This is a genomic window from Mariniflexile aquimaris, assembly GCF_042676825.1.
Classification (GTDB): Bacteria; Bacteroidota; Bacteroidia; order Flavobacteriales; family Flavobacteriaceae; genus Mariniflexile; species Mariniflexile aquimaris.
Genome location: NZ_JBHTIB010000012.1, coordinates 853,731 through 877,213, shown reverse-complemented (window position 1 = coordinate 877,213; position 23,483 = coordinate 853,731). Strand labels below are relative to the sequence as shown.

Genomic DNA, 23,483 nt, shown 5'->3' with positions numbered 1-23,483 from the left:
TTAGTGTTTTATAAGTTCTGGTCCTTTATTAATAATTTTTCCAACCAGCATTAAAAATAAAAGGCCTAACAGTAAGTATAGTCCAATAAATCCTAACAGCGTAAACAAGGTGTTTCCGGCTGAAACTGTTGGTGAAGCGCCATCTGCGGTTCTAAGTAAATTGTATACTAGCCAAGGTTGTCTACCAAGTTCTGCTGTATACCAGCCCGTGGTATTTGCTATATATGGGAATGGTAGCATGAACATAAGCGACCATAATATCCATTTGGTGTTATATAGTTTTTTCCTGAAAAGTTGAACCGCGGCTATTAGCATTAATCCAATAAAAATAGTGCCTAAACCAACCATAATATGATACGCATAATACAATCCGGGAATATTGGTTGGGTAATCTTTTTCATCAAATTCATTTAAGCCTTTTATCGGCGCATCCCATTTTTGATAGGTTAAAAAGCTTAAAATGTTAGGCACCGCTATTTTATTATCAAGTTTTTTATCTATCATATTAGGTTGCCCTATAAGTACAATTTCTGCACCGCCTTCTTCACTTTCAAAGATGCCTTCCATGGCGGCAAACGTTACGGGTTGGTGTTTAACAACATTTTTTGCTGCTAAATCGCCGGTTGGAAATGCCACAATTAAGCTAGAAATCAATCCGAATACAACTCCAGTTTTAACAAATAATCTTCCGTATTCATCGTGTTTATTGTTTAATAAATAAAAAGCACCAATTGCTGCAACTACAAAAGAACTTGTTACTAATGATGCCGCTTGATTGTGTAAATAAGAAGGCCATAACCACTCGTTAGTAAACAGGGCGCTAAAATTATTAAGAATGAATTTTCCGTTATCTAGAATTTCGTAGCCAACCGGATGCTGCATCCAAGAGTGTGTTGCAATGATTAAAAATCCACTTGCCCAAGAGCCTAAAAACACCAGAAAACCTGTTACAAAATGAAGTTTATGTCCCAGTAATTTTTCACCAAAAATAAATAGTCCTAAAAAAGAGGATTCTAAAAAGAAGGAGAACATACCTTCCATCGCGAGCGTTTGCCCAATAATGCCACCCGTTAGTTCCGAAAATTTGGCCCAATTGGTTCCAAATTGAAATTCCATTGGAATTCCCGTTACAACACCCATAGCAAAATTAAGTGCAAATATCTTCATCCAGAATTTTGCGGCATCGTTGTATTTATCAATTTTGGTTTTTAGAAATTTCCATTTAAAATAGACTATCATAAGCGATAATCCCATAGTTAATTGCGGAAATAAGTAGTGAAACGTGATAGTAAATGCAAATTGCATTCTATCATAAAAGAGCATGTCTTCCATTATAAGTTTTTTAAAGTGCAAAAATACAACACCTTTTTAAATGGACTGCAACATTTATTGCTAAAAAAAGAATGAATATTAAGGTTCATATTTAATAAATTTGTAGACTTGGTTTAGTATTAGATAGCCTTTTGAGCATTTATAATAAATCAAGTTTATATTCAATTAAACAGGTAACCAAAGTATCATTATTTATAATTAAAAAGTGTAATTTTGTATCAATGAAGATGTTATCTATAATACTATCATGCATACTAACGGCAACTATTTTATTTCATAGTTTGCAAGTTTCTTTTACGTATGCTTATTATTATTTAGACAAATCTGATTTTATAGAAAGACTTTGCGAAAATAAAGAGAAACCAGAAATGCAATGCGAAGGTAAATGTCATTTAATGAAAGTTGCAGAAAGCAACACAAACGATGATAAAGAGCCTTTTAAAGCTATGAATTTAAAAGAAATTACCTTGTTTATTGTTGAACAATCTTCTTTTGAATTCGTTAATAATGCATCAAAAATAACCTTAATAAATCACTACAGTAATTTATATTGTAATTCTATTTCTAGAGCTTTAGATCATCCTCCACAAGTATAATTCTCATCTTTTTTAACGAAGAATTCAGAAGTTTAAATAAGCTTCTGTAATCGTATTTATTTTAATTTCTAAACAACAAAAAATGAGAAAATTTTATGGTGTGCTTTTATGTACACTTGTTTATGCCTTGTCTTTTTCTCAAGAGAAAAAAGACAACGTAAAAGATACTATTACGCAAAAAACAGTACAGCTCGACGAGGTTTTTATCACTGGTAATTCCTTAACTGACCCTGTGCTTACGCTAGTATCGAACAACTATCAAAAAAACATTGTTCAGCCTAAAAATGTGGCCGATTTATTTAATAATTTAAACGGTTTCTCTGTTATTAAAAGAGGTAACTACGCGATAGATCCGTCATTTAGAGCTTCACAATACGAACAATTAAACATTCAATATGATGGTGGTACCAAAGCAATGCATGCGTGCCCAAACAGAATGGATCCTATTACAACCCATATTATTCCAGAAGAAATTTCAAAAATAGAAATTATAAAAGGCCCTTATACCGTGCGATATGGCGCTACTTTTGGAGGTATTATTAATATGGTAACCGAAAAACCATCTCATATAGATGCTGGTTTGCACGGTAAAGTATCGGGTGGGTATGAATCTAATGGAAATTCGTATGTTACTATGTTACAACTGCAACAGGTTACAGACACTTATGATGTGGTTGGAAATGTGGGTTATAGAGATTTTGGTAATTATGAAGATGGTAGCCAAATTGAAATACCATCGTCTTTCCGCAGTACAGATTACGGCTTGAAATTCGGCTATAACTTCACCGAAAAGCAACGTTTGCAAGCACATTGGAGACAGTCTTTTGGTAGAGATGTATTGCATGCGGGTTTACCTATGGATACCGAATACGATAATAGCAGTATTTTATCGTTAGATTATAAATGGTCTAATATTGCAGACGTTTTAAAATCTATAACAGCAAAGGCTTACTACAGTTATGTCGATCATTTAATGACGAATAATTTAAGGCCGTCGTTCATGATGACTGGGGCATCGTCGGCAGTTGAAGCCACCACCATAGGAGGAAAGGTAGAATTGAACTGGAAACCGTTTAATAAACTTAATATGTATTCGGGTATCGATATGATGCATATTGCAAGAGATGGCGGTAGAGACAGAACCGTTAAAATAATGAATAGCATGACCTTAGCTACTCCAAGATTATTTTATGATAAGGTTTGGCAAGACTCTTATATTGATGATATAGGGCTTTTTACCGAAGCCAAATGGTCAATTAATCCTTCAACGATTTTAACTGCAGGGTTACGTGCCGATATTGTTACCTCTAACATTAAAGATCCTGAAGCTGATTTTGCAGCTAGGTATAATTTAAGAAAACGTACCGAAGAAAATATAAGCGCAACGATTTCGGTTAAGAAAATGATTTCTGATAATTTTTTAATTGAAGCTGCTTACGGAAGAGGTGTTCGTTCTGCGAATATGATTGAGCGTTTTATCAATCATTTTACGGTAGGTCAAGATTCTTATGAATATGTAGGAAACCCAGAGTTAAAAGCCGAAGCGAATAATCAATTTGAAATTGGATTTAAAGGGTATGAAAAATTGAATACTATTTTCAATAAGTTTAGTTACGAAACGTCTTTTTACTACTCGTTTTTTGAAAACTATATTGTGGCCATAGAAGATGCCAGTTTAACTAGAAAATTTATGCCTACGGTACAACCGGTTCATCCAAAAGTATTTCAGAATTTAGATAAAGCCTATAAAACAGGATTTGAAGTTATGGGTAAATTAGATTTTTTAAATGACTATTATTTAAAAACTGAAGCTGCTTATGTATATGCTAAAAACAAAGATTTATATGAGTCTTTGCCATTAACACCGCCATTTAAAACAATGTTTACGGTTGGGTTTGAAAAGCCTAAAGCATGGGCGAATGTGCAATACAAAATAACTAGTAAACAAAGTAATATTTCTGAAAGTTTTGGTGAAATAGAAACAGCAGGTTATGAAACTTTAGACCTTCGTTTTGGTGTAAAACCTTTTAAAGATATTTCGTTAGGCGTTGCGGTTTTAAATGTGTTCGATCAAACCTATCACGATCATTTAAACTTTTCGTTTAATAATCAATCAGATTTTGGAGCAATACCAATCACTGAACCTGGAAGAAATATAACCGTTTTTTTTCAGAAGAAATTTTAATTTTCAGAATAAAATTAGGGAATACAAAAAGAGCCTCAATAAATTATGGAGGCTCTTTTTTTTAATGAATTTTTAAGGTTTTAATTTTTAAGTATTTCTTTAAGTACTAAATCTTTGTCTAATTTTTTTGTGCAGAAAAACCAATCTTCGCATTCCAATCCGTCTGTACCACTCATTCTTTCGGCAGCAACACCACAAGAACCGGCAGGTGAAATAATGACGTCGTTTCCTGGATACCAATCGGCTGGGGTAGCTACACCAAATTTGTCTGATGTTTGCATAGCAATTAAAGCACGGTAAATTTCGTCAAAATTTCTACCTAGACTTAGTGGGTAATAAATTAAAGCACGGACAATGCCTTTCGGATCAATAAAAAAAACTGCTCGTACCGCCTGAGTTTTACTTTCTCCGGGCTGAATCATACCATATTTTTTGGCGATGTCCATCGAAATATCTTCTATTAAAGGAAATTTAACTTCAATGTCTTTCATGCCATTAAATTTAATTTTTTCCTTTATAGTTCTTAACCAAGCAATATGGCTGTATAATCCATCAATTGAAAGTCCGACTAATTTACAATTAGCTTTATTGAATTTTTCTTCTAAATGTGCGAAGGTCATGAATTCTGAGGTACACACTGGTGTAAAATCGGCTGGGTGACTAAATAAAATAACCCATTTGCCTTTATAATCAGATGGAAAATTAATTTCACCTTGTGTTGTAGTTGCAATAAATTCTGGTGCTTTGTCACCAATTCTAGGAATAGAAAATGTTTCTTGATTTTGTGTTGTTTCCATTATTATATAATTTATTATGTATTGAATTTTAATTATTTATAAAATTAGTTTATCGTAAAAACTTATGCAGTAACAATTGTTACTGCCAAGTATAGCGCAGTAATTAATAAATAAATTAATCAATTAAATTATTTAATATGGTAAGAAATTTAATTGCTTAGTTGGGTTATTGTATAACCTTAAAAGACCCGAGGACTATTCGTTGTTTTCCTTGTCTTTTTTTCCACCCATCATAAAATTGATTAGTATTCCAATTAAGGAAAGGCATACAACGCCAAAGATGGCAATCATAATGGCGCCATTAGTCCAGCTATAAAGCGGTACCGCTAAGTGTGTCATAGTTGTGAATTTTAGATACGTAAAGCTATAAAAATCAAAGTGTCACAATCATGATATTTGTCAGTTTAAGATTATTTCGGTGTTAATTTTATAAACAGTTCTCGATTTTTTCTGCTTTCAATAGAGTTATAGCACAGTTCAAAAATAGCGATGTTAAAATAGGGTGTAAAATAAGTTAAATATTCATTTTTGCTTCCTCCAAATGGAGGCTGTTCGAGGTTTAAAGGGTCGTTAAATAAGAGTCCGACGAGTTTTCCGGATTCGGTTAAAAGTTGCCGCATTTTATAAGCATACATTTTTCGTAGCTTAGGGTCTATAGCACAAAAAAATGTTTGTTCAATAATTAAATCGAAAGTCATATCTAAATCAAAGAAATCTAGATGTAGCAGTTGTGCCTGTGTAAAATCTGGAACTCTATTTTTAAAATTGTGTAGTGCCGTATCGGATAAATCAACGACGTACACATTTTTAAAGCCTTTTTTGTATAAATACTCGGCTTCGTAGGCATTGCCACCACCAGGAATTAAAATTTTTAAATCTTTGTTGGTAAGCTGGTCAAAATAAGCTTTTAAAGGCGTTGAAATGTGCCCAATGTCCCAACCTGTGTTATGTGTTTTGTAGCGATTATCCCAGTAATCTTCAGAGAGATCCATGAACTATGTTTCTATTTTAAAATAGATAATAATTCGTTTTTTTGAACCACACCAGATTGTCTCCAAATTTGTTTTCCGTTTTTAAAAAGCAGGAGGGTAGGAACGCCTCTTACTTGGTACTTAGCTGCTAATTCCTGATTTTTATCCACATCAATTTTTATGATGGAGACAGCTTCTCCCAAACTATCTTTTACTTCTTTTAAGATAGGAGACATCATTTTGCATGGTCCGCACCATTCAGCAAAAAAATCTACTAAAACAGGTTTGTCTTGGTTTATTATTTCTGAAAATTTACTCATGTCTTTAAAAATTATGATGAATATTACAGTGTTGTAGGGCAAACATAGTTTGAAACCGGTATTCCTGATTTTTTTATGGAAGCAAATCCATCATTAACATCAACTAAATTATGGATGCCTCTACTTTTTAAAATAGACGCAGCAATTACCGATCTGTATCCACCAGCGCAATGAATATAAAAAGTTTCATTTTCAGGAAATTCATGAAAATATTCGTTTAGGTATTCTAATGGTGTATTTTGTGCATTTTCAACGTGTTCAGATTTAAATTCTCCTTCTTTTCTAACATCAAAAACAGGAACATGTTCTTTTAAAATTTTGTTTTTTAATTCTTCAGAATGAATAGATAGGATGGTGTCGTACTCTAAACCTGCATCTTTCCAGGATTCAAAACCACCATCTAAATAACCTAAAGTGTTATCGAAACCTACACGAGATAATCTAATGATGGCCTCTTCTTCTCTTCCTTTAGGAGCGATTAAAAGTATGGGTTGTTTTACATCTGCAATTAGGGCACCAACCCAAGGCGCAAATCCACCGTCTAATCCAATAAAAATAGAGCGTGGGATGTGACCTTTAATAAAATCATTTTCTTTTCGAACATCTAATACAACAGCATCAGTACTGTTGGCAACTATTTCGAATTCTTTTGGGGTTAATGGCTTTGTACCGCGCTCTATAACGTCACTAATATCATCATACCCTTCTTTATTCATTTGTACATTTAAAGGGAAATATTGTGGTGGTGGCAGTAAACCATCGGTAACTTCTTTAATAAATTCATCTTTGGTCATATTAGCCCGTAGCGCATAATTGGTTTTTTTCTGATCGCCAATAGTCCCAACGGTTTGTTTGCTTAAATTTTTTCCGCAGGCAGAACCAGCACCATGGGCAGGGTAAACAATTACATCGTCGGCTAAGGTCATTATTTTGGTTCTTAAACTATCAAACAGCATACCTGCTAACTGTTCCTGCGTCATATGAGCTGCTTTTTGCGCTAAATCTGGTCTTCCCACGTCACCTAAAAACAAGGTGTCGCCACTAAAAATAGCATGATCTTTTCCGTCTTTATCTTTTAATAAATAAGTGGTGCTTTCCATGGTATGCCCGGGTGTATGAAGCGCTGTAATGGTAATTTCGCCCAATTGGAATACTTGGCCATCTTGCGCTACAATCGCATCAAACGAAGGATTTGCTGTTGGCCCAAACACAATAGGCGCTTTAGTCATTTTAGACAGTGTTACATGGCCACTCACAAAATCTGCGTGAAAGTGTGTTTCAAAAATGTATTTTATTTTGGCATCGTCTAATTTTGCACGTTTAATATATGGAGATACCTCCCGTAATGGGTCAATAATAGCAACTTCTCCCTTACTTTCAATATAATAAGCGCCTTGTGCTAAACATCCAGTATATATTTGTTCAATCTTCATAATCAATTGTTTGTTAACTGTAAAAATAAGTCATTTTTTGAATTTTTGTAGTAACAATAGTTACAAGTTTCTTACTGAGAGAACTCTTTAATAAAAATATAAATGGCCATGACTAATATAAACCAGCCGAAGCCTTTTTTTAGTTTTTTATTGGATACATATTTTGATAAATAGCCCCCTAGGAGTATTCCTAAAATGGTTAAAAACGAAAATGATAATAAAAAAAGCCAATCAATTTGTAATGAATGCAGATCGCCAAAGAAACCTATTATGGAATTTATAGATACAATTACTAACGAGGTTCCTACAGCATTTTTCATAGATAATCCAGACCAGAGAACCAGTGCAGGAACATATAAAAAGCCACCGCCAGCACCTATTAAACCAGTTATAACACCAATAACTAATCCTTGCACAAAAGTTTTATAGTAGGGCTGTTTTGTAAATAAATCTTCGTTTTTAGTTTTTCTTTTTATCATGGAAGTTGATGCAATGAGCATGACTATTGCAAAAAATACCATGATGGCCATTTCTTTTGTTAGCGTAAAATTGTTTATTTTAAATATTTCATCTGGAATATTGGGTACGAGATATCTTCTTGAAATATAAACAGCTAAGAATGAGGGAAATGAAAATGCTAAACCTGTTTTAAAATCGACTAAGCGTTTCTGGTGTTTTTGAATGACACCAACTACAGAAGACGTTCCGACTACAAATAATGAATACGCAGTTGCTACTACTGGATTATACCCTAGAAGGTACACAAGTAAAGGAACGGTTAAAATCGAGCCTCCGCCACCAACAAGACCAAGTACAATGCCTATTAAAAAAGCAGCAAAATAGCCCAAATAATCAATGATAGACATAGTTTAAATTTTCACTACAAAGCTATAATGTTAAGCAGTTTAGTTCCGTAACAATTGTTACTTAATCCTTAAAGGTCTAATAATTTAATGCTATTTCTGTTTAGTATTATTTTTCCTTTGTTTTCTAAAGTTTTTAATAATCTGGAAATTACTACTCGCGAGGTGTGCAGATCGAAAGCAATATTTTGGTGGGTTACATGAATTAAATCGTCATGATTTACCATCGCTTTATCACGTAAATATTTAAGCAATCGCTCGTCCATATTTAAGAATGCAATAGTATCGATGGCCTCCAAAAGTTCAGACATTCTATCATGATAACTTTGCAGAATAAAATTTTGCCAGCTTTTATATTTTCCCATCCACTCACTCATTTTCTCAATGGGGATCATGATAAGTTTGGTTGGTGTTTCGGCAATGGCTCTAATTTCACTTTTTTTCTTACCCATACAACAAGATAAAGTCATGGCACAGGTGTCTCCGCGTTCAATAAAATAGAGTAGAAGTTCATCACCTTTATCGTCTTCACGCATAATTTTTATGGCACCACTTATTAATAATGGCATCGATTTTATATAGTCTCCAATATCTATAAGTTGGAAACCTTCAGGGATTTCTTTAAAAGTTCCAGAGTTATTAATCTCAATTAATAAATTATCTTCAAAAAGGTAACCGTAGTTTTCTTTTAATTCAGCAATCATGGGCAATATAAATTAGGTGTCTAAAGATATTGACTTAAATTTAAATTGAAGAAGATTATTACTATTTAATTCGTGTATTTCTAATTATAAAATAGAAGAATGAAAATAAATTTAATTTGACATTAAAAATATCAATAATAATCTTTGTTAGATATATAGTTAATTTTATATTTGCACTCCGGAAAACAAAACTGGTTTTGTATTTCGTGATGAGGGCTCGTAGCTCAGCTGGATAGAGCACCTCCCTTCTAAGGAGGCGGTCACAGGTTCGAATCCTGTCGGGCTCACAAAAAGCTTCACTATTTTAGTGAGGCTTTTTTGTTTTTATAAGTGTCGTATCTCAAAACGACTCGAAATAGAATTACTTATTCGTTATTGAAAAAATAAGTTTTCATTGTAGAAATAATCATTAATAGAATATCCATTACACGCGGATTTTTTAGTAATTTACTAATATATTCGTGTTTTAAACATAGAAGCAGCAATTAGCTAAAAATACTTTTCAAATAATATGTTCGATAAAATTAATACGTATTTAATATTAATAGTGTTAGTAATGGGTATAACGTCTTGCAAGAGTTCTCGCAATATCATTTCAAAAAATATTAATACGAATTGGCAGTTTAAAGCTGTTCAGGATTCTGTTTGGTTGAAAGCGAGCGTACCTGGAACGGTGCATACAGATTTATTGGCGAATGGGGTAATTGAAGATCCGTTTTACAGACTGAATGAAAAACAACTGCAATGGATTGATAAAACGGATTGGGAATATTACACAACGTTTAAGGTTGATAATAAAGTTTTTAATAAAGAAACTATTGAATTAGAGTTCAAGGGACTCGATACCTACGCAAAGATTTATATAAATGATTCGTTGGTTTTTGGTACCGATAATATGTTTGTTGGTTATCAATTGAATAGTAAACCGTTTTTAAAATTAGGGGAAAATCAATTGAAAATTGTTTTTGATTCGCCGATTAGATTAGGATTAGAAAAACGGGATGCCTTGGGGTACAGACTACCAAACGCCGTGAACGATCAATCGGTAAATGGCGGATTAGGCGACAAACAAGTAGCTGTTTTTAGCCGAAAAGCAGGATATCACTTTGGTTGGGACTGGGGCCCGAGATTGGTTTCAAGCGGCATTTGGCAAGACATTCTCTTACTTGCTTGGAATAAAGCATCCATTAAAGATGTTTATATCAAACAAACAGAACTTACCAATGATGTTGCGCAGCTAAATGTGGCTGTAGAATTAGAGGCCACAGACGACTTTAAATCCTTTTTAAACATTAAAATTGATTCGGTTTTATCAGTCCGTCACAAAATGGATTTAAAAAAAGGAATCAACAAAATTGAAATTCCAGTAATAATAGAGAACCCTGAATTGTGGTGGACAAACGGATTAGGAAATCAAAAACTTTATAAAATTGATATTGAAGTCACTAAAGGTGGCCGATTGCTCGCATCCAATTCAAAAAACATTGGGCTTAAAACCCTTGAAGTGGTTCAGCAACCCGATAGCATAGGAACAAGTTTCTATTTTAAATTAAATGGGCATCCGGTCTTTATGAAAGGGGCGAATTATATTCCGCAAGATGTGTTTTTAAACCGCGTTACTATTCAAGATTACGAGCGTATTATTCAAGATATGGTTTATGCTAATTATAACATGATTCGAGTTTGGGGAGGCGGTATTTATGAAAAAGATATTTTTTATGAGTTATGCGATAAAAACGGCATTTTAGTATGGCAAGATTTTATGTTTGCTTGCGCGATGTATCCTGGCGATGCTGCTTTTTTAGAAAGTGTAAAGCAAGAAGCGATTTACAATGTGAAGCGATTACGAAACCACACAAGTATAGCATTATGGTGTGGCAATAATGAAAATTTGGTGGGTTGGAAAAATTGGGGTTGGATTAATGATATTTACAATAACCAGGGTGGAGAGGTCTTAAATAAAGTTTGGAAGGGCTATACCGATGTGTTTCATAACATATTACCCGACCTTGTTAAGGAATTAGATTCAGATACATTTTACTGGGCATCGTCACCAAGTTCTGTGCAAGGAGAAGACCAAACATTAACTTCTGGAGATTATCACTATTGGAAAGTTTGGGGGCAACAAGCAGCATTTTCTACTTTTAATGAGTACGTTCCAAGGTTTATGTCGGAATACGGATTTCAATCCTTTCCAGAATTTGAAACGGTAAAAAAATATACCTTAGAAGAAGATTGGGATATTTATTCGGAGGTGATGCAATCGCATCAGCGTTCCATTATTGGGAATAAAAACATCGAGTTTTATATGGAATCGATGTATAGAAAACCTAAGGATTTTCAATCGTTTTTATATGTGAGTCAGCTTTTGCAAGCTAAAGGAATGCAAATTGCCATTGAAGCACATCGTAGAAATATGCCTTATTGTATGGGGTCGCTTTATTGGCAAATAAACGATTGTTGGCCTGTAGCTTCTTGGTCTAGTATCGATTATTACGGAAATTGGAAAGCTTCACATTTTAAGGTAAAAGAATTATACAAGCCCATAAAATCTTTGTTTTTTGTGAAGGATAATCAATTACAAGTTCACATTGTTTCAGATGAATTAGAAAATAAAAGCGCTAAACTTAATTTAAAACTGCTGAATTTTAATGGTGAATTATTAAATTCTTTGGAAAAAGAAATCGACATAAAATTAAATACAAGCGCCATTTATTTTAGTGAGAATTTGAATCAGATTGTTTCAAAATACAACAAATCAAATATTTTAATAGTGGCCGAATTATTAGATGATAACACACATGTTTTTGATGAAAGCATTTTCTTTTTCGAAACAGAAAAAAAGCTCGAATTAACGCAGCCAACATTTAATTATACAATTTCAAAAGCAGCTAATGGTAAATTTGTAGTAGAGATTGTATCGAATGTTTTGGCAAAAGATGTTCGGATAAGTTCAACGACGGAAGGAAAATTTTCAATCAATTATTTTGATATGTTGCCATTCAAAAAATACCGCGTTTATTTTGATTCGGAAACAGAAATTACCGACGAAAAAAGTCTAGAAAACTTTAAGATTAATTCACTTTTCGATACTTATTAAAACTTAAGAACGTTACTAGTGTTTTTGTGTAAATAAAGTTATTTTTAAAGGCCTTTATTTTAAAGAGCTTAAAAATAATTATTTAGAATTAAAGAATTATCTTTGAGCTTATATAATTTGTGGAATTGTTATGAGCAAAATTTATACATTTTTTGTTTTTTTAATTTTGCCGCTAATGGTATTTTCGCAGTCTATTGAAATTACTTCTTTCTCCACAAATCCTGTCGAAATCAATCCATTAGTAGGAGGTAATGTAATAATAAACTATAAATATTCCAGCGAAACGGGTTCAGCAGGTAATCATATTTATCTAGCCTTAGAATTACTTGACGGAACGAATTCATTTAAAAAAACGATTGCCGAAATAACTTTAGAAAACCAACAAGCTGGAACGAATGTTACTGGGGTAGTAAATTTATTTATTAGTAGCAATAACATATTGTCGGCTAATTTAGACACAGGATATTACTATCAAGTAAAGTCCATTCTGTTTGCCAGTGGTGGTTGGACAGGAATTGCTTGGTCTGGTTACTGGAATACTCCCAGTATTTTGCTGCAAGACACCAGTGCTGTAGTTCCAAGAACTGATGCTATCATAAAAGGAGTTGATGTTAGCTGGATGTCCGAAATGGAATCTTCTGGTTTTGTGTGGAAAGATAATGCTGGTATTACTAAAAATTTAATGCCTTTGCTAAATCAATTTGAAATTAATGCGGTTAGATTACGAGTTTGGGTAGATCCAAGTATTTCTGAAGCGAATGGATGGTGTGATATTCCTGATTTGGTATATAAGGCAAAACTGGCCAGTGCAGAGGGTATGGACGTGATGGTGTGTATACATTACAGCGATTATTGGGCAGATCCAGGACAACAAAATAAACCGGCTGCATGGGATGGTTTGACAGTTGCTGAATTGGAAACAGCTATATACAATCATACTACTAATATTCTTACTGCACTTGCAGCAGAGGGTATTACACCTAAATGGGTACAACTTGGAAATGAAACTAATAACGGATTGCTTTGGCCAACAGGCAAACCTTCAATAAATGGCTTTTCTAATTATGCTAAATTTATAGCTGCAGGAAATAATGCGGTTAAAAACTTCAATAGCACTATTAAAACCATAGTTCATTTGTCGAATGGGTACGATAATAATTTGTATCAATGGAATATTGGTGGCTTAATTAGTAGCGGTGCTCAGTTTGATATTATTGGCATGTCGCTATATCCAGATTCAAATAACTGGATTAATTTGGTTAATGACACCTATTCCAATATGATAGATATGAAATCTAGATATGGTAAAGAAGTGATGATATCAGAAGTAGGTTTTAACTCCACTACTCCAAATATAGCTTATCAGTTTTTAGTGTTTATCCTTGAAAAAACAAGAGAGGCTGGTGGATTAGGTGTTTTTTATTGGGAACCTATTGCACATAATGGTTGGAAGTCTTATTCAAAAGGCGCTTGGGATTCTGATGGAAGTCCGTCTGTCGCAATGGATGCATTTGTAGATTTTAAAACATTGAGCATTGGAGATAAATCCACTTTCGATTTTGACTATAAAGGGTTAAAATTCTACCCAAATCCAGTTTCAAAACAATTAATTATTACGGTAATAAATAAGCAGATAGTTACATTAAAAATCTTCGATATATTTGGTAGAGAGTTAAAAGCATTCACAGGTTTTAAGAGCCACCATGTATTAGACGTTTCGGATTTACCAAAAGGAATTTATCTATTAACTACCAATACCAAAGAAACATTTAGATTTATCACGTATTAAGATCTATATTTTTATAAAATGTATTAAAGTTCATTCAGCTTAATTTAAATTAGTAAAAAACTTACATTTTTTAGTAAAGTAAATTGATTTTAAGCCTTCTAAAATCTTATCTTTGTTTAAGGCCTTATATTCTATCAAAATAAATATTTCACTCATAAATGACTAAATATTATTACTTCATTTTAATCTATTTTGGTACTGTCTCAATTTTTTTTTCACAGGAAATTAAGATTCTAACGCAATTTTCTCAGGATGGGGAATTGTATAAACATTTCGACAATAAAGCGCAAATAATTGCGCAATTTGAAACGAACGAAGATTGTTTTGTTTTGAGTTATGAAGGCAAGGACAAGTATAAAGTGCAGTATAAAGATTGGACGGGATTTGTGGATTCACAAAATTTAATATTTAATGATGAAATAGATGATTTATTTTATGAATTTCAAGAAACGGAGCGATTAAAACTTATTAAACAAGAGGAATTAAGAAAGAGCAGGATACAGGCGATTGTAAATAAAGGAGATGCCGAAGTACAACAGAAAATTAAAGAGGAAGAAGCCATAGCAAAAAGGCTAGAAGTAGAACGCTTAGAAAGAGGAAAACAAGATTCCATCGCGGAAGTTTTAGCGAAAATGAATCAAATCGCCATTGAAAAAGAAGCATTAGCTTTAAAGAATGAAGCGGAACAAAAGGAACGTGCGAAACAAGATTCCATTGCACAAGTTAAGTCAGCTCAACAACAAAGATTAGTAGAGCAGGAAGCCTTAGCGAGAAGGCAGGAAGCTGAACGTTTAGAACGTGTCAAACAAGATTCCATTGCACAAGTTCGAGCAGCTGAACAGCAAAGATTGATCGAAAAAGAAGCATTAACAAGAAGGCTAGAAGCAGAACGGTTGGAACGTGCGAAACAAGATTCCATTGCGCATGTTAAAGTAGCAGAACAGCAAAGATTGATCGAAAAAGAAGCATTAGCAAAAAGGCAGGAAACTGAACGTTTAGAACGTGCCAAACAAGATTCCATTGCACAAGTTAGAGCGGCAGAACAGCAAAGATTAGTAGAGCAAGAAGTTTTAGCACGAAGGCAGGAAACTGAACGTTTAGAACGTGCAAAACAAGATTCCATCGCACAAGTTAGAGCAGCTGAACAGCAAAGATTGATCGAAAAAGAAGCATTAACAAGAAGGCTAGAAGCAGAACGGTTGGAACGTGTTAAGCAAGATTCTATTGCAGAAGTTTTAGCTAAAATGAATCAAATCGCCATTGAAAAAGAAGCATTAGCTTTAAAGAAAGAATCAGAACAAAAGGAACGTGCAAAACAAGATTCTATAGCGCAATTTAAAACGACAGAACAGCAAAGATTGATCGAAAAAGAAGCATTAACAAGAAGGCTAGAAGCAGAACGGTTAGAACGAGCGAAACAAGATTCTATTGCGGAAGTTTTAGCAAAAATGAATCAAATCGCCATTGAAAAAGAAGCGCTAGCTTTAAAGAAGGAAGCGGAACAAAAGGAACGCTCTAAACAAGACTCTATTGCGCAAGTTAAAGCAGCTGAACAGCAAAAATTAGTAGAGAAGGAAGTATTAGCAAGAAGGATGCAAGTAGAACGATTAGAACGTGTCAAACAAGATTCCATTGCGGATGTTTTAGCTAAAATGAATCAATTAGCAATTGAAAAAGAAGCAGAACAAAAGGAACGTGCCAAAAAAGATTCCATTGCACAAGTTAGAGCAGCGGAACAGCAAAGATTAGAAGAGCAAGAAGCCTTAGCAAGAAGGCAGGAAGTTGAACGTTTAGAACGTGTCAAACAAGATTCTATAGCAGAAGTTTTAGCTAAAATGAATCAAATCACCATTGAAAAAGAAGTATTAGCTTTAAAGAAGGAAGCTGAACGTTTAGAACGTGTTAAGCAAGATTCTATTGCAGAAGTTTTAGCTAAAATGAATCAAATCACCATTGAAAAAGAAGTATTAGCTTTAAAGAAGGAAGCTGAACGTTTAGAACGTGTTAAGCAAGATTCTATTGCAGAAGTTTTAGCTAAAATGAATCAAATCGCCATTGAAAAAGAAGCATTAGCTTTAAAGAAGGAAGCGGAACAAAAGGAGCGTGCAAAACAAGATTCTGTCGCCCAAGTTAAAGCAGCAGAGCAGCAAAGATTAATCGAAAAAGAAGCATTAACAAGAAAGCTGGAAGCAGAACGGTTGGAACGCGCTAAACAAGATTCGATTGCGCAAGTTTTAGCTAAAATGAATCAAATCGCCATTGAAAAAGAAGCATTAGCTTTAAAGAAAGAAGCGGAACAAAAGGAACGCGCCAAACAAGATTCTATTGCGCAAGTTAAAGCGGCAAAACAGCAAAGATTAATTGAGCAACAAGCATTAGCACGAAGGCTGGAAGCAGAACGTTTGGAACTTGCTAAACAAGATTCTATCGCACAAGTTCGAGTAGCTGAACAAAAAAGATTAGTAGAGCAAGAAGCTTTAGCAAATAGTCTAGAAACAGAACGTTTGGAACGAGCTAAACCAGATTCCATCGCTCAAGTTCGAGCAGCAGAACAGCAAAGGTTAAAAGAACAAGAAGCGTTATCAAGAAGGTTAGAGACAGAACGTTTAGAACGCGCCAAACAAGATTCCATCGCGCAGATTAAAGCGGCCAATGTTGAGCCTAAAACTGTTACGGTTAATCAAATTGAGGACGAACGTGCAGAAAAGGAACGATTAGAAAGAATTACGTTCCGTAATACCTGCCATTATGCAATGAATGAATTTGATGCCATTGATAGAATTAAAATTTTACGAACTGATCCTTATCAACTCACGAAAAATATGACCGTTGAGTTGTTCAAAAGAGGCAGAGCTACCAATGTTTTTTTTAATTTAAAAGAAGATTTAGGTTGTGCTAGCTACCTTCCGAATAATAGATCTTATGTAAAAATAAAACTTGAAAACAATCATACCATCACATTTTATCATTCTTGGGATATGGATTGCGGTGATTTTAGTTTTAAAAGCATTATTTCAAATTCACAAATGTCACTGTTAGAGAAGTCTCCTATTAAATCTGTTTATCTTAAAGGAACTAAATATTCTCGTGAAATAACAAACATCGAATACAAAGAGTTTTTTATGGATAAACTAAAATGTATCGAATAAAGAAAATTGAGGCGATAGAAAAATAATTATCAGTCTGCTTTTGTTGTAATTAAAACAATTTTATTGTCGTGTAAATCGGTGGTGAAAAATAGATAGTGATTTCCCCCATCTTTAATTTTTAGCTTTTTGCGTAATTGTTCTACTGTTTCTGGAAAATTCCGCGTACTAATATTGCCTTTCGCTAAGTTCAAATTTTTTAGCGCTTTTTTATTGTACGGTAAAACATTCAGAACTTCAAATCGCCTTCCCGGGAAATCTATTAAAGTGTTATTGGTGTATAAATGTGAATGTTTGTGAAGTTTATAAACGTTCAATTGATTTGCTATTGCATTAAACCCTCCTGCTTTTAAAATAGCACTATTTGGTTCGTACACATAGGTTTGTGGTTCAGAGTATTCAGATTCCATCGATTTTTCATCCTCCATGGAAAAATTGAATTGATCTTCACCTTGATTTTTAATGTTTATGGTTTGTATTAACAAGTCACCTTCAAACCCAAATTCTAATGTCCACAGCAATTCTTTAACTTCATTATTTACTGCAACAACATGAATGGTTTTAACATGTTTTAATTCGTTGCAGCCAACCGACAGATCGAGTAGTGGCGATGTTTTAATTAAGATATTTTTAGAATGCTTAAAAAGTAAATCGAGATGAGCTGGTACATTGGGTAAACAATCATTTAAAAAAAAGACTTTGCCCTTACTATCATGGCGTCTGGAGGGGTCTATATAAATCCAATCAAATGTTGTCGTACTCGATTTTAAAAATGCGATGCCATCATTATTTATGGTTTCAATATTATTAACATGTAGCTGTGCGTAATTGTGATTTACAATTTCAGAAAGGGACTCATTAATTTCACAATGCACAACGGTTTTAAATACTTTTGAAAAGAAATAACAATCTACCCCAAATCCGCCCGTTAAATCGATTATTGAATCGCCAGAAATTAAGCGCGATTTGTATTTTGCAGTAATTTCTGAAGAGGTTTGTTCAATATTAAGTTTGTTGGGATAATAAATATTTTTGGTGTTAAACCAGGTTGGTAACTTTTTTTCACATCTGCTTTTAGCTTCAATTTGTTCTATAAGTTCTTTAGTGTCTACCGTAGGAAAAGGGGTTCCTTTCAGCACTAAAGCAGTCACGCTAGAATTTAGATGTGTGTTTATAAATTCTTGAATATCAGTATTTAAAATTGATAAATTCAAATAAGTGCTATATGTTTTTGGTGAGTTTTTTTACAATTTCGTTTTCAGATAAAAACTCTTTTAAAATAACTTTTATCGAGGTATACGCTGGAATTGCAACAATTAAACCAACCACTCCAAATAATATTCCAGCAATTAAGAGCACTAAAAATATTTCTAAAGGATGCGACTTCACACTTTTTGAAAATATAATGGGTTGGCTCAGCGAATTATCTATTAATTGACCGACAATAAACACTATAAAGACCCAAAAAGCATTTGGCAAAATAACCTCGTTAAAAGACGATCCAAGATTACTCGTCATGGTTAGAATAAGCATCAAAAAAGCTCCAATTAAAGGTCCAATGTACGGGATAAGATTAAGTAAAGCGCATAAAAACGCAATTACCACGGCATTATCTACACCAACAATCAATAGTCCAATAGTGTAAATGATAAAAAGAATTAGAATTTGAAAAATGAGTCCGACGAAATAGCGGGACAATAAATCTTTAATTTTAGTTGAAGAATTTTTCCAATGAGATTCCTTACTGTCCGGAATAAAAGTTAAAATGCCATTTTCGAATAACTGACTGTCTTTTAAAAAGAAAAAAGAAATAAAAAGAACCGAAAAGAAACCCATTCCAAAACTACCAAGACCGCTTACAATTGAGTTTAACAAATTCGGAATCAAGGAATAATCGATTATTGAAAGTAAATTAGATTGTTTAATAGACGCCTCAATATCAATTTGATGTAAATTAAAATAGCGCACTATTTCATAATATAAATATTCAATATTTCTCTGTAACTCATTGATATTTAGCAGTGATAAGTTTTGTCCTTGCTTAATAATTAACGGCACAAATAACCATGCTAATCCTAAAAACATTCCTAATAGAAGCGCCATGGTTACAATTACGGCAATGGAGTTTTTAAATTTTAAACGACGACGTAAAAACAATACTATAGGCCTTCCAATAAGCGATATAACCGAGGCTATGGCGATATATGCTATTACCGATTGAATTTTGTTTAAAAAAACCAGCAATAAAGCAATTCCGGCAATTATGGCAATTGCTCTTAAAATACCGTTTGCTATTATTTTAGAATTCATTTAGTAAATATATAAAACAGTTTATAAAAGTTGTTTTGTTATTTCATATAAAGCAATATTTGTTGCCTGTACCACATTCATGCTGCTATTATGTCCGTACATGTCGATGTGGATTATCGCGTCCGATTGTTTTAAAATATCTTCTGAAACACCAAAATTTTCATCACCAATAATCAAAGCAATTGGTTTTACTGCTGAAAATTTAAAGTTGTGAATTGCAGTACTGTTCTCGGTAATTTCAATGGAAATAATTTGATAATTTTTAGATTTTAAATCATCAACTACGTTTGAAGCCGATTCACAAATTTCGAAATTAACATGATTTTCAGTAGCTCTCGATGTTTTAGCCATTTTTCTACCCAAGCTAATGTTGCCTCCACAAAGAATTAATTTCTGCACTCCAAAGGCATCGGCCATTCTAAATAAACTTCCCAGATTTGCCGCATTGCTAACATTATCACTAATTAAAGTAATTGGAAATTGCCTTTTAGAAAAGTTCGTATTGTAGTGGGTGAGTTGCACTAGGGACATTGTGTTTATTTGGTTATTTGTTTATTTGATGTCGTTGTGAATTCACTAAGATTTCGTGTGAATCTTAATTTAAAAATTTAATGTTCAAAAGCATATTTAACAATGTTAGCACCCATTTTTAATGCTTTTTCTCTAACATCGGCAGGGTCGTTATGTACTTCGGCGTCTTCCCATCCATCGCCTAAATCGCTTTCATAAGTAAATAGTACGACTAATCGGTCTTCATAAAAAATACCGAAAGCTTGCGGACGCTTGCCTTCATGTTCATGAATTTTTGGTAATCCATTGGGAAACTTAAACGCATTATTAAAAATTTCATGACTCGACGGAAGTTCAACTAAATCTTTATCTGGAAAAACTTTTTTGAGTTCTTTGGTTATATAGGGTTGTAAGCCGTAATTATCGTCGATATGCAAAAAACCTCCTGATATTAAATAGTTCCGTAAATTTTCAGTTTCAGAATCACTAAAATACACGTTGCCATGTCCTGTTAAATGTACAAATGGGTATTGAAATAAATCGATGCTGCCCACTTCAACTTCCTGAGGTTTTGATTTTATTTTAGTGTTTATATGGTCGTTGCAAAAAGAAATTAAATTACGTAATGCCGTTGGGTTCGCATACCAGTCGCCACCGCCTTTGTACTTTACCAAAGCAATTTCTTGTGCAGAAACTGTTAAAATTAGAATGTTAAAAATAAAAAATACGATTCCTTTTTTCATCTGTTTATATTACTCATTTACAAATGCGACCGAATGACATGCAACAATTGCAGCTGTTTCGGTTCGTAATCTGGTAGTTCCCAAAGTTACAGGAATAAAGTTGTTTTGTATTGCCATTTGAATTTCTTTACTGCTAAAATCGCCTTCTGGTCCAATTAAAATGGTGATATTTTGATTAGGTTTAAGTTGTTGCTTTAACGATTTTCTATCGGTTTCTTCACAATGCGCGATAAACAAATCGCCTGTAAATTCCTGATTTAAAATGTCTTTTAAGTTAATAGCATCGTTAAGTTTTGGCAAATAGCAATTTAGCGATTGTTTCATGGCCGATTGTAAAATCTTTTCGTAACGTTCGGCTTTAATTATTTTCCGCTCACTATGATCGCAAATAATTGGCGTAATGGAATCAATACCAATTTCGGTAGCTTTTTCTAAAAACCATTCGTACCTGTCGTTCATTTTAGTTGGAGCCACTGCTAAATGTAATTGGTAATCGCGTTTTGGCTGCAACGTTTTAGAAACCACCTTCGCTAGACATTTATTGGTATTTGCCGAAACAATTTCGGCATTAAATAACCATCCTTCGCCATTGGTTATGTGTAAAGTGTCGCCTTCTTTTTTTCGTAATACTTTAACAATGTGCTTGCTTTCCTCTTTTTCAAAGGAAAATTGGGTAGTGGTATCGTTTATATTTGGATTGTAAAAAAGCTGCATTACTTAATAGGCTCTACAATTTTTAATACTTTAATTTCTGAAATATTTTTTGGATCATGTGTGTGCAATACCACATAATACCAATTTTTTTCTGGAATATCAAGCGTGTAAATGTCATTTAAAGCATGGTGTCCATTAATAATTTCATTTTCAAATTCAGGATGCATATCACCTTGTGTAAACCAACCTATGTCGCCACCTTTATTGGCATTGCCATCCATAGAATAGCGTTTTGCAAGAAAATCGAAAGGAGCGCCATTTTTGTACTGGTTTATAATTTTTGTTCTTAATTCATTCAATTCGGTTACATTATATTTTGAGCCATCTAAATAAATATAAGCGACTCTGTAATGGCTGGTTTTGGTTTTTTCTACAACTTTATATACTGTTTTTTCAAAGTTGGTTGTTACCGTTTTAATTTCACCTTTTGGAAGTCCAAAAAGCTCTTTAGCCAAAATGGTTTTGTGTTTTTCTTCATTAAAAGTAATCAATTTATTGTCTTTAGATTTCTTTAATGACAGATAGTTGTCTATTTGTTCGGGGGTTTCAATAAATTCGAGCTCATTTTCGGTTGAATTCTGAGCATTTAAAAAAGAAAAAGCACTAAAAAGTAATGCAAAAAGTAGGTTTTTTGTCATGATTTTGGGTTTAAATTTAGCTTCAAATTTAAACTTATTCTTTTAAGATTTTAAAAATGCGGTTTAAAACTTTTTATGGCTAAGCAAATTTAAACTTTCACCTACTTACGAATTAAAAAATTATATCTTCAATCGCGCTGAAGCAGCTACATTTTTTTCAGCAAAATCACCTTCTAAATATTTTAAATACCCAACAATGGCAATCATTGCAGCATTATCGGTAGTAAATTCAAATTTCGGAACGTAGGTTGTCCATCCAAATTTTTGTTCACCATCTTTTAATGCTTGACGAATACCAGAATTTGCCGATACACCACCACCAATAGCAATGTGTTTGATGCCTGTTTGTTTCACGGCTAGCTTTAATTTGTCAATTAAAATTCCGATGATAGTATATTGTATGGAGGCACAAATATCATTAATGTTCTCTTCAACAAAATTTGGATTGGCTTGTGTTTCGTTCTGTATAAAGTAAAGAATTCCTGTTTTTAAACCAGAAAAGCTAAAATTAAGTCCGTCTACTTTTGGCTTCGTAAATTTGAAAGCCTTCGGATTTCCCAATTTAGCGCGTTTATCTATTTCTGGTCCTGCAGGATACCCTAATCCTAGAATTTTTCCGCTTTTATCAAAAGCTTCTCCAACCGCATCATCGATAGTTTCGCCAATTACGGTCATGTCAAAATAATCATCTACTCTCACTATTTGTGTGTGTCCACCAGATATTGTCATAGCCAAAAAAGGAAACGGAGGTTTGTTAAACCCGTCTTCATCAATATAATGCGCTAAAATATGCCCTTGCATATGGTTCACATCTATTAGTGGAATATTTAAACCAAAGGCTAACGATTTTGCAAACGATGTTCCAACAAGTAACGATCCCATAAGTCCTGGACCTTTGGTAAACGCTACAGCATGCAATTGTTCTTTAGTGATGTTTGCTTTTTTTAAAGCTTCGTGTACCACTGGCACAATGTTTTGTTGATGCGCTCTCGAAGCCAATTCTGGCACTACGCCGCCGTAGGCTTCATGAATTTTTTGATTAGCAATAATATTGCTTAAAATACGCCCGTTATGTATAACAGCTGCTGCAGTATCGTCGCAAGACGACTCAATTCCAAGAATATAAATATTTTGTGAAGACATTATTAAAAATTAGGCATAATAATTGTTAATTTTGATTCAGAATTAAAGTCCGTAATTTATTTTAATTCGTAATTGCAAAAGTACTCATTTATTTTTCTAACAAAAATCGAAAAATAGTTTATGTAGTTTACGTTTTGTAGAAATTTAAATTATCAAAATAGGCATCAAACATATATTACCTTTATCCAT

Annotated in this window: 20 protein-coding genes and 1 tRNA gene; 6 read left to right on the top strand and 15 right to left on the bottom strand. The window is 33.4% G+C overall.

The features are described 5' to 3' along the window. Positions 1 to 1,332, bottom strand: coding sequence for a cytochrome ubiquinol oxidase subunit I (locus ACFQ0I_RS11820; protein WP_379942513.1), 1,332 nt, complete (start codon positions 1,330 to 1,332; stop codon positions 1 to 3). A 221-nt stretch (positions 1,333 to 1,553) separates the two neighbouring features. On the opposite strand from ACFQ0I_RS11820, the gene ACFQ0I_RS11815 reads away from it, so the two are divergent. Next, a complete protein-coding gene (locus tag ACFQ0I_RS11815; RefSeq protein WP_379942512.1) occupies positions 1,554 to 1,928 on the top strand; it encodes a hypothetical protein in 375 nt (124 codons plus the stop codon). Between the two features lie 82 nt (positions 1,929 to 2,010). After that, a complete protein-coding gene (locus ACFQ0I_RS11810) occupies positions 2,011 to 4,113 on the top strand; it encodes a TonB-dependent receptor (protein WP_379942510.1) in 2,103 nt (700 codons plus the stop codon). Positions 4,114 to 4,193: 80 nt separating this feature from the next. Here the strand turns inward: ACFQ0I_RS11810 and ACFQ0I_RS11805 are convergent, their stop codons facing one another. From ACFQ0I_RS11805 to ACFQ0I_RS11775, 7 genes are all read right to left on the bottom strand, one after another. Then, positions 4,194 to 4,910, bottom strand: a complete 717-nt coding sequence (locus tag ACFQ0I_RS11805; RefSeq protein WP_379942508.1) for a peroxiredoxin — start codon at positions 4,908 to 4,910, stop codon at positions 4,194 to 4,196. Positions 4,911 to 5,105: 195 nt separating this feature from the next. Beyond that, entirely contained in the window at positions 5,106 to 5,249 is a 144-nt protein-coding gene (locus ACFQ0I_RS11800) for a hypothetical protein (RefSeq protein WP_379942506.1), read from the bottom strand. A gap of 71 nt (positions 5,250 to 5,320) precedes the next feature. Next, positions 5,321 to 5,902: a methyltransferase domain-containing protein gene (locus tag ACFQ0I_RS11795; RefSeq protein ID WP_379942504.1), complete on the bottom strand. Its 582-nt coding sequence runs from the start codon at positions 5,900 to 5,902 to the stop codon at positions 5,321 to 5,323. Between the two features lie 11 nt (positions 5,903 to 5,913). Beyond that, the gene (gene trxA, locus ACFQ0I_RS11790) at positions 5,914 to 6,201 is read right to left on the bottom strand and encodes a thioredoxin (protein ID WP_379942503.1); all 288 of its coding nucleotides are present in this window, start codon (positions 6,199 to 6,201) and stop codon (positions 5,914 to 5,916) included. A gap of 23 nt (positions 6,202 to 6,224) precedes the next feature. Next, complete coding sequence (locus tag ACFQ0I_RS11785) at positions 6,225 to 7,634, bottom strand: MBL fold metallo-hydrolase (RefSeq protein ID WP_379942501.1); 1,410 nt, start codon at positions 7,632 to 7,634, stop codon at positions 6,225 to 6,227. A gap of 71 nt (positions 7,635 to 7,705) precedes the next feature. Further along, positions 7,706 to 8,500, bottom strand: coding sequence for a sulfite exporter TauE/SafE family protein (locus ACFQ0I_RS11780; protein ID WP_379942499.1), 795 nt, complete (start codon positions 8,498 to 8,500; stop codon positions 7,706 to 7,708). A gap of 68 nt (positions 8,501 to 8,568) precedes the next feature. Then, positions 8,569 to 9,201: a Crp/Fnr family transcriptional regulator gene (locus tag ACFQ0I_RS11775; RefSeq protein ID WP_379942497.1), complete on the bottom strand. Its 633-nt coding sequence runs from the start codon at positions 9,199 to 9,201 to the stop codon at positions 8,569 to 8,571. A gap of 213 nt (positions 9,202 to 9,414) precedes the next feature. Between ACFQ0I_RS11775 and ACFQ0I_RS11770 the strand changes: the two genes are divergently transcribed. The 4 genes from ACFQ0I_RS11770 (at position 9,415) to ACFQ0I_RS11755 (ending at position 17,239) form a co-directional block, all read left to right on the top strand. Then, positions 9,415 to 9,488: transfer RNA gene (locus ACFQ0I_RS11770), tRNA-Arg, on the top strand. A gap of 224 nt (positions 9,489 to 9,712) precedes the next feature. Then, complete coding sequence (locus ACFQ0I_RS11765; RefSeq protein ID WP_379942495.1) at positions 9,713 to 12,301, top strand: beta-mannosidase; 2,589 nt, start codon at positions 9,713 to 9,715, stop codon at positions 12,299 to 12,301. Between the two features lie 175 nt (positions 12,302 to 12,476). Continuing rightward, the gene (locus tag ACFQ0I_RS11760) at positions 12,477 to 14,090 is read left to right on the top strand and encodes a glycosyl hydrolase 53 family protein (protein ID WP_379942494.1); all 1,614 of its coding nucleotides are present in this window, start codon (positions 12,477 to 12,479) and stop codon (positions 14,088 to 14,090) included. 158 nt (positions 14,091 to 14,248) lie between these two features. After that, positions 14,249 to 17,239, top strand: a complete 2,991-nt coding sequence (locus ACFQ0I_RS11755; RefSeq protein ID WP_379942492.1) for a hypothetical protein — start codon at positions 14,249 to 14,251, stop codon at positions 17,237 to 17,239. A gap of 29 nt (positions 17,240 to 17,268) precedes the next feature. Here ACFQ0I_RS11755 and ACFQ0I_RS11750 read toward each other — a convergent pair whose 3' ends face one another. The 7 genes from ACFQ0I_RS11750 to tsaD all read right to left on the bottom strand — a co-directional run bounded on the left by ACFQ0I_RS11750 (position 17,269) and on the right by tsaD (position 23,294). Beyond that, positions 17,269 to 18,450 (bottom strand): THUMP-like domain-containing protein, encoded by a 1,182-nt coding sequence (locus ACFQ0I_RS11750; RefSeq protein ID WP_379942491.1) that lies wholly within the window; start codon positions 18,448 to 18,450, stop codon positions 17,269 to 17,271. A 7-nt stretch (positions 18,451 to 18,457) separates the two neighbouring features. Next, a complete protein-coding gene (locus tag ACFQ0I_RS11745; RefSeq protein ID WP_379942489.1) occupies positions 18,458 to 19,546 on the bottom strand; it encodes an AI-2E family transporter in 1,089 nt (362 codons plus the stop codon). Positions 19,547 to 19,567: 21 nt separating this feature from the next. Continuing rightward, positions 19,568 to 20,077 carry a TrmH family RNA methyltransferase gene (locus tag ACFQ0I_RS11740; protein WP_379942487.1) on the bottom strand — a complete coding sequence of 170 codons (510 nt, stop codon included), beginning with the start codon at positions 20,075 to 20,077 and terminating at the stop codon, positions 19,568 to 19,570. A gap of 77 nt (positions 20,078 to 20,154) precedes the next feature. Then, entirely contained in the window at positions 20,155 to 20,799 is a 645-nt protein-coding gene (locus ACFQ0I_RS11735) for a DUF4159 domain-containing protein (RefSeq protein ID WP_379942486.1), read from the bottom strand. A 9-nt stretch (positions 20,800 to 20,808) separates the two neighbouring features. After that, positions 20,809 to 21,513 carry a 16S rRNA (uracil(1498)-N(3))-methyltransferase gene (locus ACFQ0I_RS11730; RefSeq protein WP_379942484.1) on the bottom strand — a complete coding sequence of 235 codons (705 nt, stop codon included), beginning with the start codon at positions 21,511 to 21,513 and terminating at the stop codon, positions 20,809 to 20,811. Further along, positions 21,513 to 22,151, bottom strand: a complete 639-nt coding sequence (locus ACFQ0I_RS11725) for a peptidylprolyl isomerase (protein ID WP_379942482.1) — start codon at positions 22,149 to 22,151, stop codon at positions 21,513 to 21,515. Before ACFQ0I_RS11725 ends, ACFQ0I_RS11730 begins: the two co-directional genes overlap by 1 nt. A gap of 120 nt (positions 22,152 to 22,271) precedes the next feature. Continuing rightward, complete coding sequence (gene tsaD, locus ACFQ0I_RS11720) at positions 22,272 to 23,294, bottom strand: tRNA (adenosine(37)-N6)-threonylcarbamoyltransferase complex transferase subunit TsaD (protein WP_379942480.1); 1,023 nt, start codon at positions 23,292 to 23,294, stop codon at positions 22,272 to 22,274. Positions 23,295 to 23,483: the final 189 nt, after the last annotated feature.

Excerpts from the sequence above, each read along its gene's own strand:
- trxA (WP_379942503.1), bottom strand. The coding sequence starts at position 6,201 with ATGAGTAAATTTTCAGAAATAATAAACCAAGACAAACCTGTTTTAGTA.
- ACFQ0I_RS11755 (WP_379942492.1), top strand. The coding sequence starts at position 14,249 with ATGACTAAATATTATTACTTCATTTTAATCTATTTTGGTACTGTCTCA.
- ACFQ0I_RS11810 (WP_379942510.1), top strand. The coding sequence starts at position 2,011 with ATGAGAAAATTTTATGGTGTGCTTTTATGTACACTTGTTTATGCCTTG.
- ACFQ0I_RS11805 (WP_379942508.1), bottom strand. The coding sequence starts at position 4,910 with ATGGAAACAACACAAAATCAAGAAACATTTTCTATTCCTAGAATTGGT.
- ACFQ0I_RS11765 (WP_379942495.1), top strand. The coding sequence starts at position 9,713 with ATGTTCGATAAAATTAATACGTATTTAATATTAATAGTGTTAGTAATG.
- ACFQ0I_RS11815 (WP_379942512.1), top strand. The coding sequence starts at position 1,554 with ATGAAGATGTTATCTATAATACTATCATGCATACTAACGGCAACTATT.
- ACFQ0I_RS11780 (WP_379942499.1), bottom strand. The coding sequence starts at position 8,500 with ATGTCTATCATTGATTATTTGGGCTATTTTGCTGCTTTTTTAATAGGC.
- ACFQ0I_RS11785 (WP_379942501.1), bottom strand. The coding sequence starts at position 7,634 with ATGAAGATTGAACAAATATATACTGGATGTTTAGCACAAGGCGCTTAT.
- ACFQ0I_RS11740 (WP_379942487.1), bottom strand. The coding sequence starts at position 20,077 with ATGTCCCTAGTGCAACTCACCCACTACAATACGAACTTTTCTAAAAGG.
- tsaD (WP_379942480.1), bottom strand. The coding sequence starts at position 23,294 with ATGTCTTCACAAAATATTTATATTCTTGGAATTGAGTCGTCTTGCGAC.
- ACFQ0I_RS11725 (WP_379942482.1), bottom strand. The coding sequence starts at position 22,151 with ATGACAAAAAACCTACTTTTTGCATTACTTTTTAGTGCTTTTTCTTTT.
- ACFQ0I_RS11795 (WP_379942504.1), bottom strand. The coding sequence starts at position 5,902 with ATGGATCTCTCTGAAGATTACTGGGATAATCGCTACAAAACACATAAC.
- ACFQ0I_RS11735 (WP_379942486.1), bottom strand. The coding sequence starts at position 20,799 with ATGAAAAAAGGAATCGTATTTTTTATTTTTAACATTCTAATTTTAACA.
- ACFQ0I_RS11800 (WP_379942506.1), bottom strand. The coding sequence starts at position 5,249 with ATGACACACTTAGCGGTACCGCTTTATAGCTGGACTAATGGCGCCATT.
- ACFQ0I_RS11760 (WP_379942494.1), top strand. The coding sequence starts at position 12,477 with ATGGTATTTTCGCAGTCTATTGAAATTACTTCTTTCTCCACAAATCCT.
- ACFQ0I_RS11730 (WP_379942484.1), bottom strand. The coding sequence starts at position 21,513 with ATGCAGCTTTTTTACAATCCAAATATAAACGATACCACTACCCAATTT.
- ACFQ0I_RS11820 (WP_379942513.1), bottom strand. The coding sequence starts at position 1,332 with ATGGAAGACATGCTCTTTTATGATAGAATGCAATTTGCATTTACTATC.
- ACFQ0I_RS11775 (WP_379942497.1), bottom strand. The coding sequence starts at position 9,201 with ATGATTGCTGAATTAAAAGAAAACTACGGTTACCTTTTTGAAGATAAT.
- ACFQ0I_RS11745 (WP_379942489.1), bottom strand. The coding sequence starts at position 19,546 with ATGAATTCTAAAATAATAGCAAACGGTATTTTAAGAGCAATTGCCATA.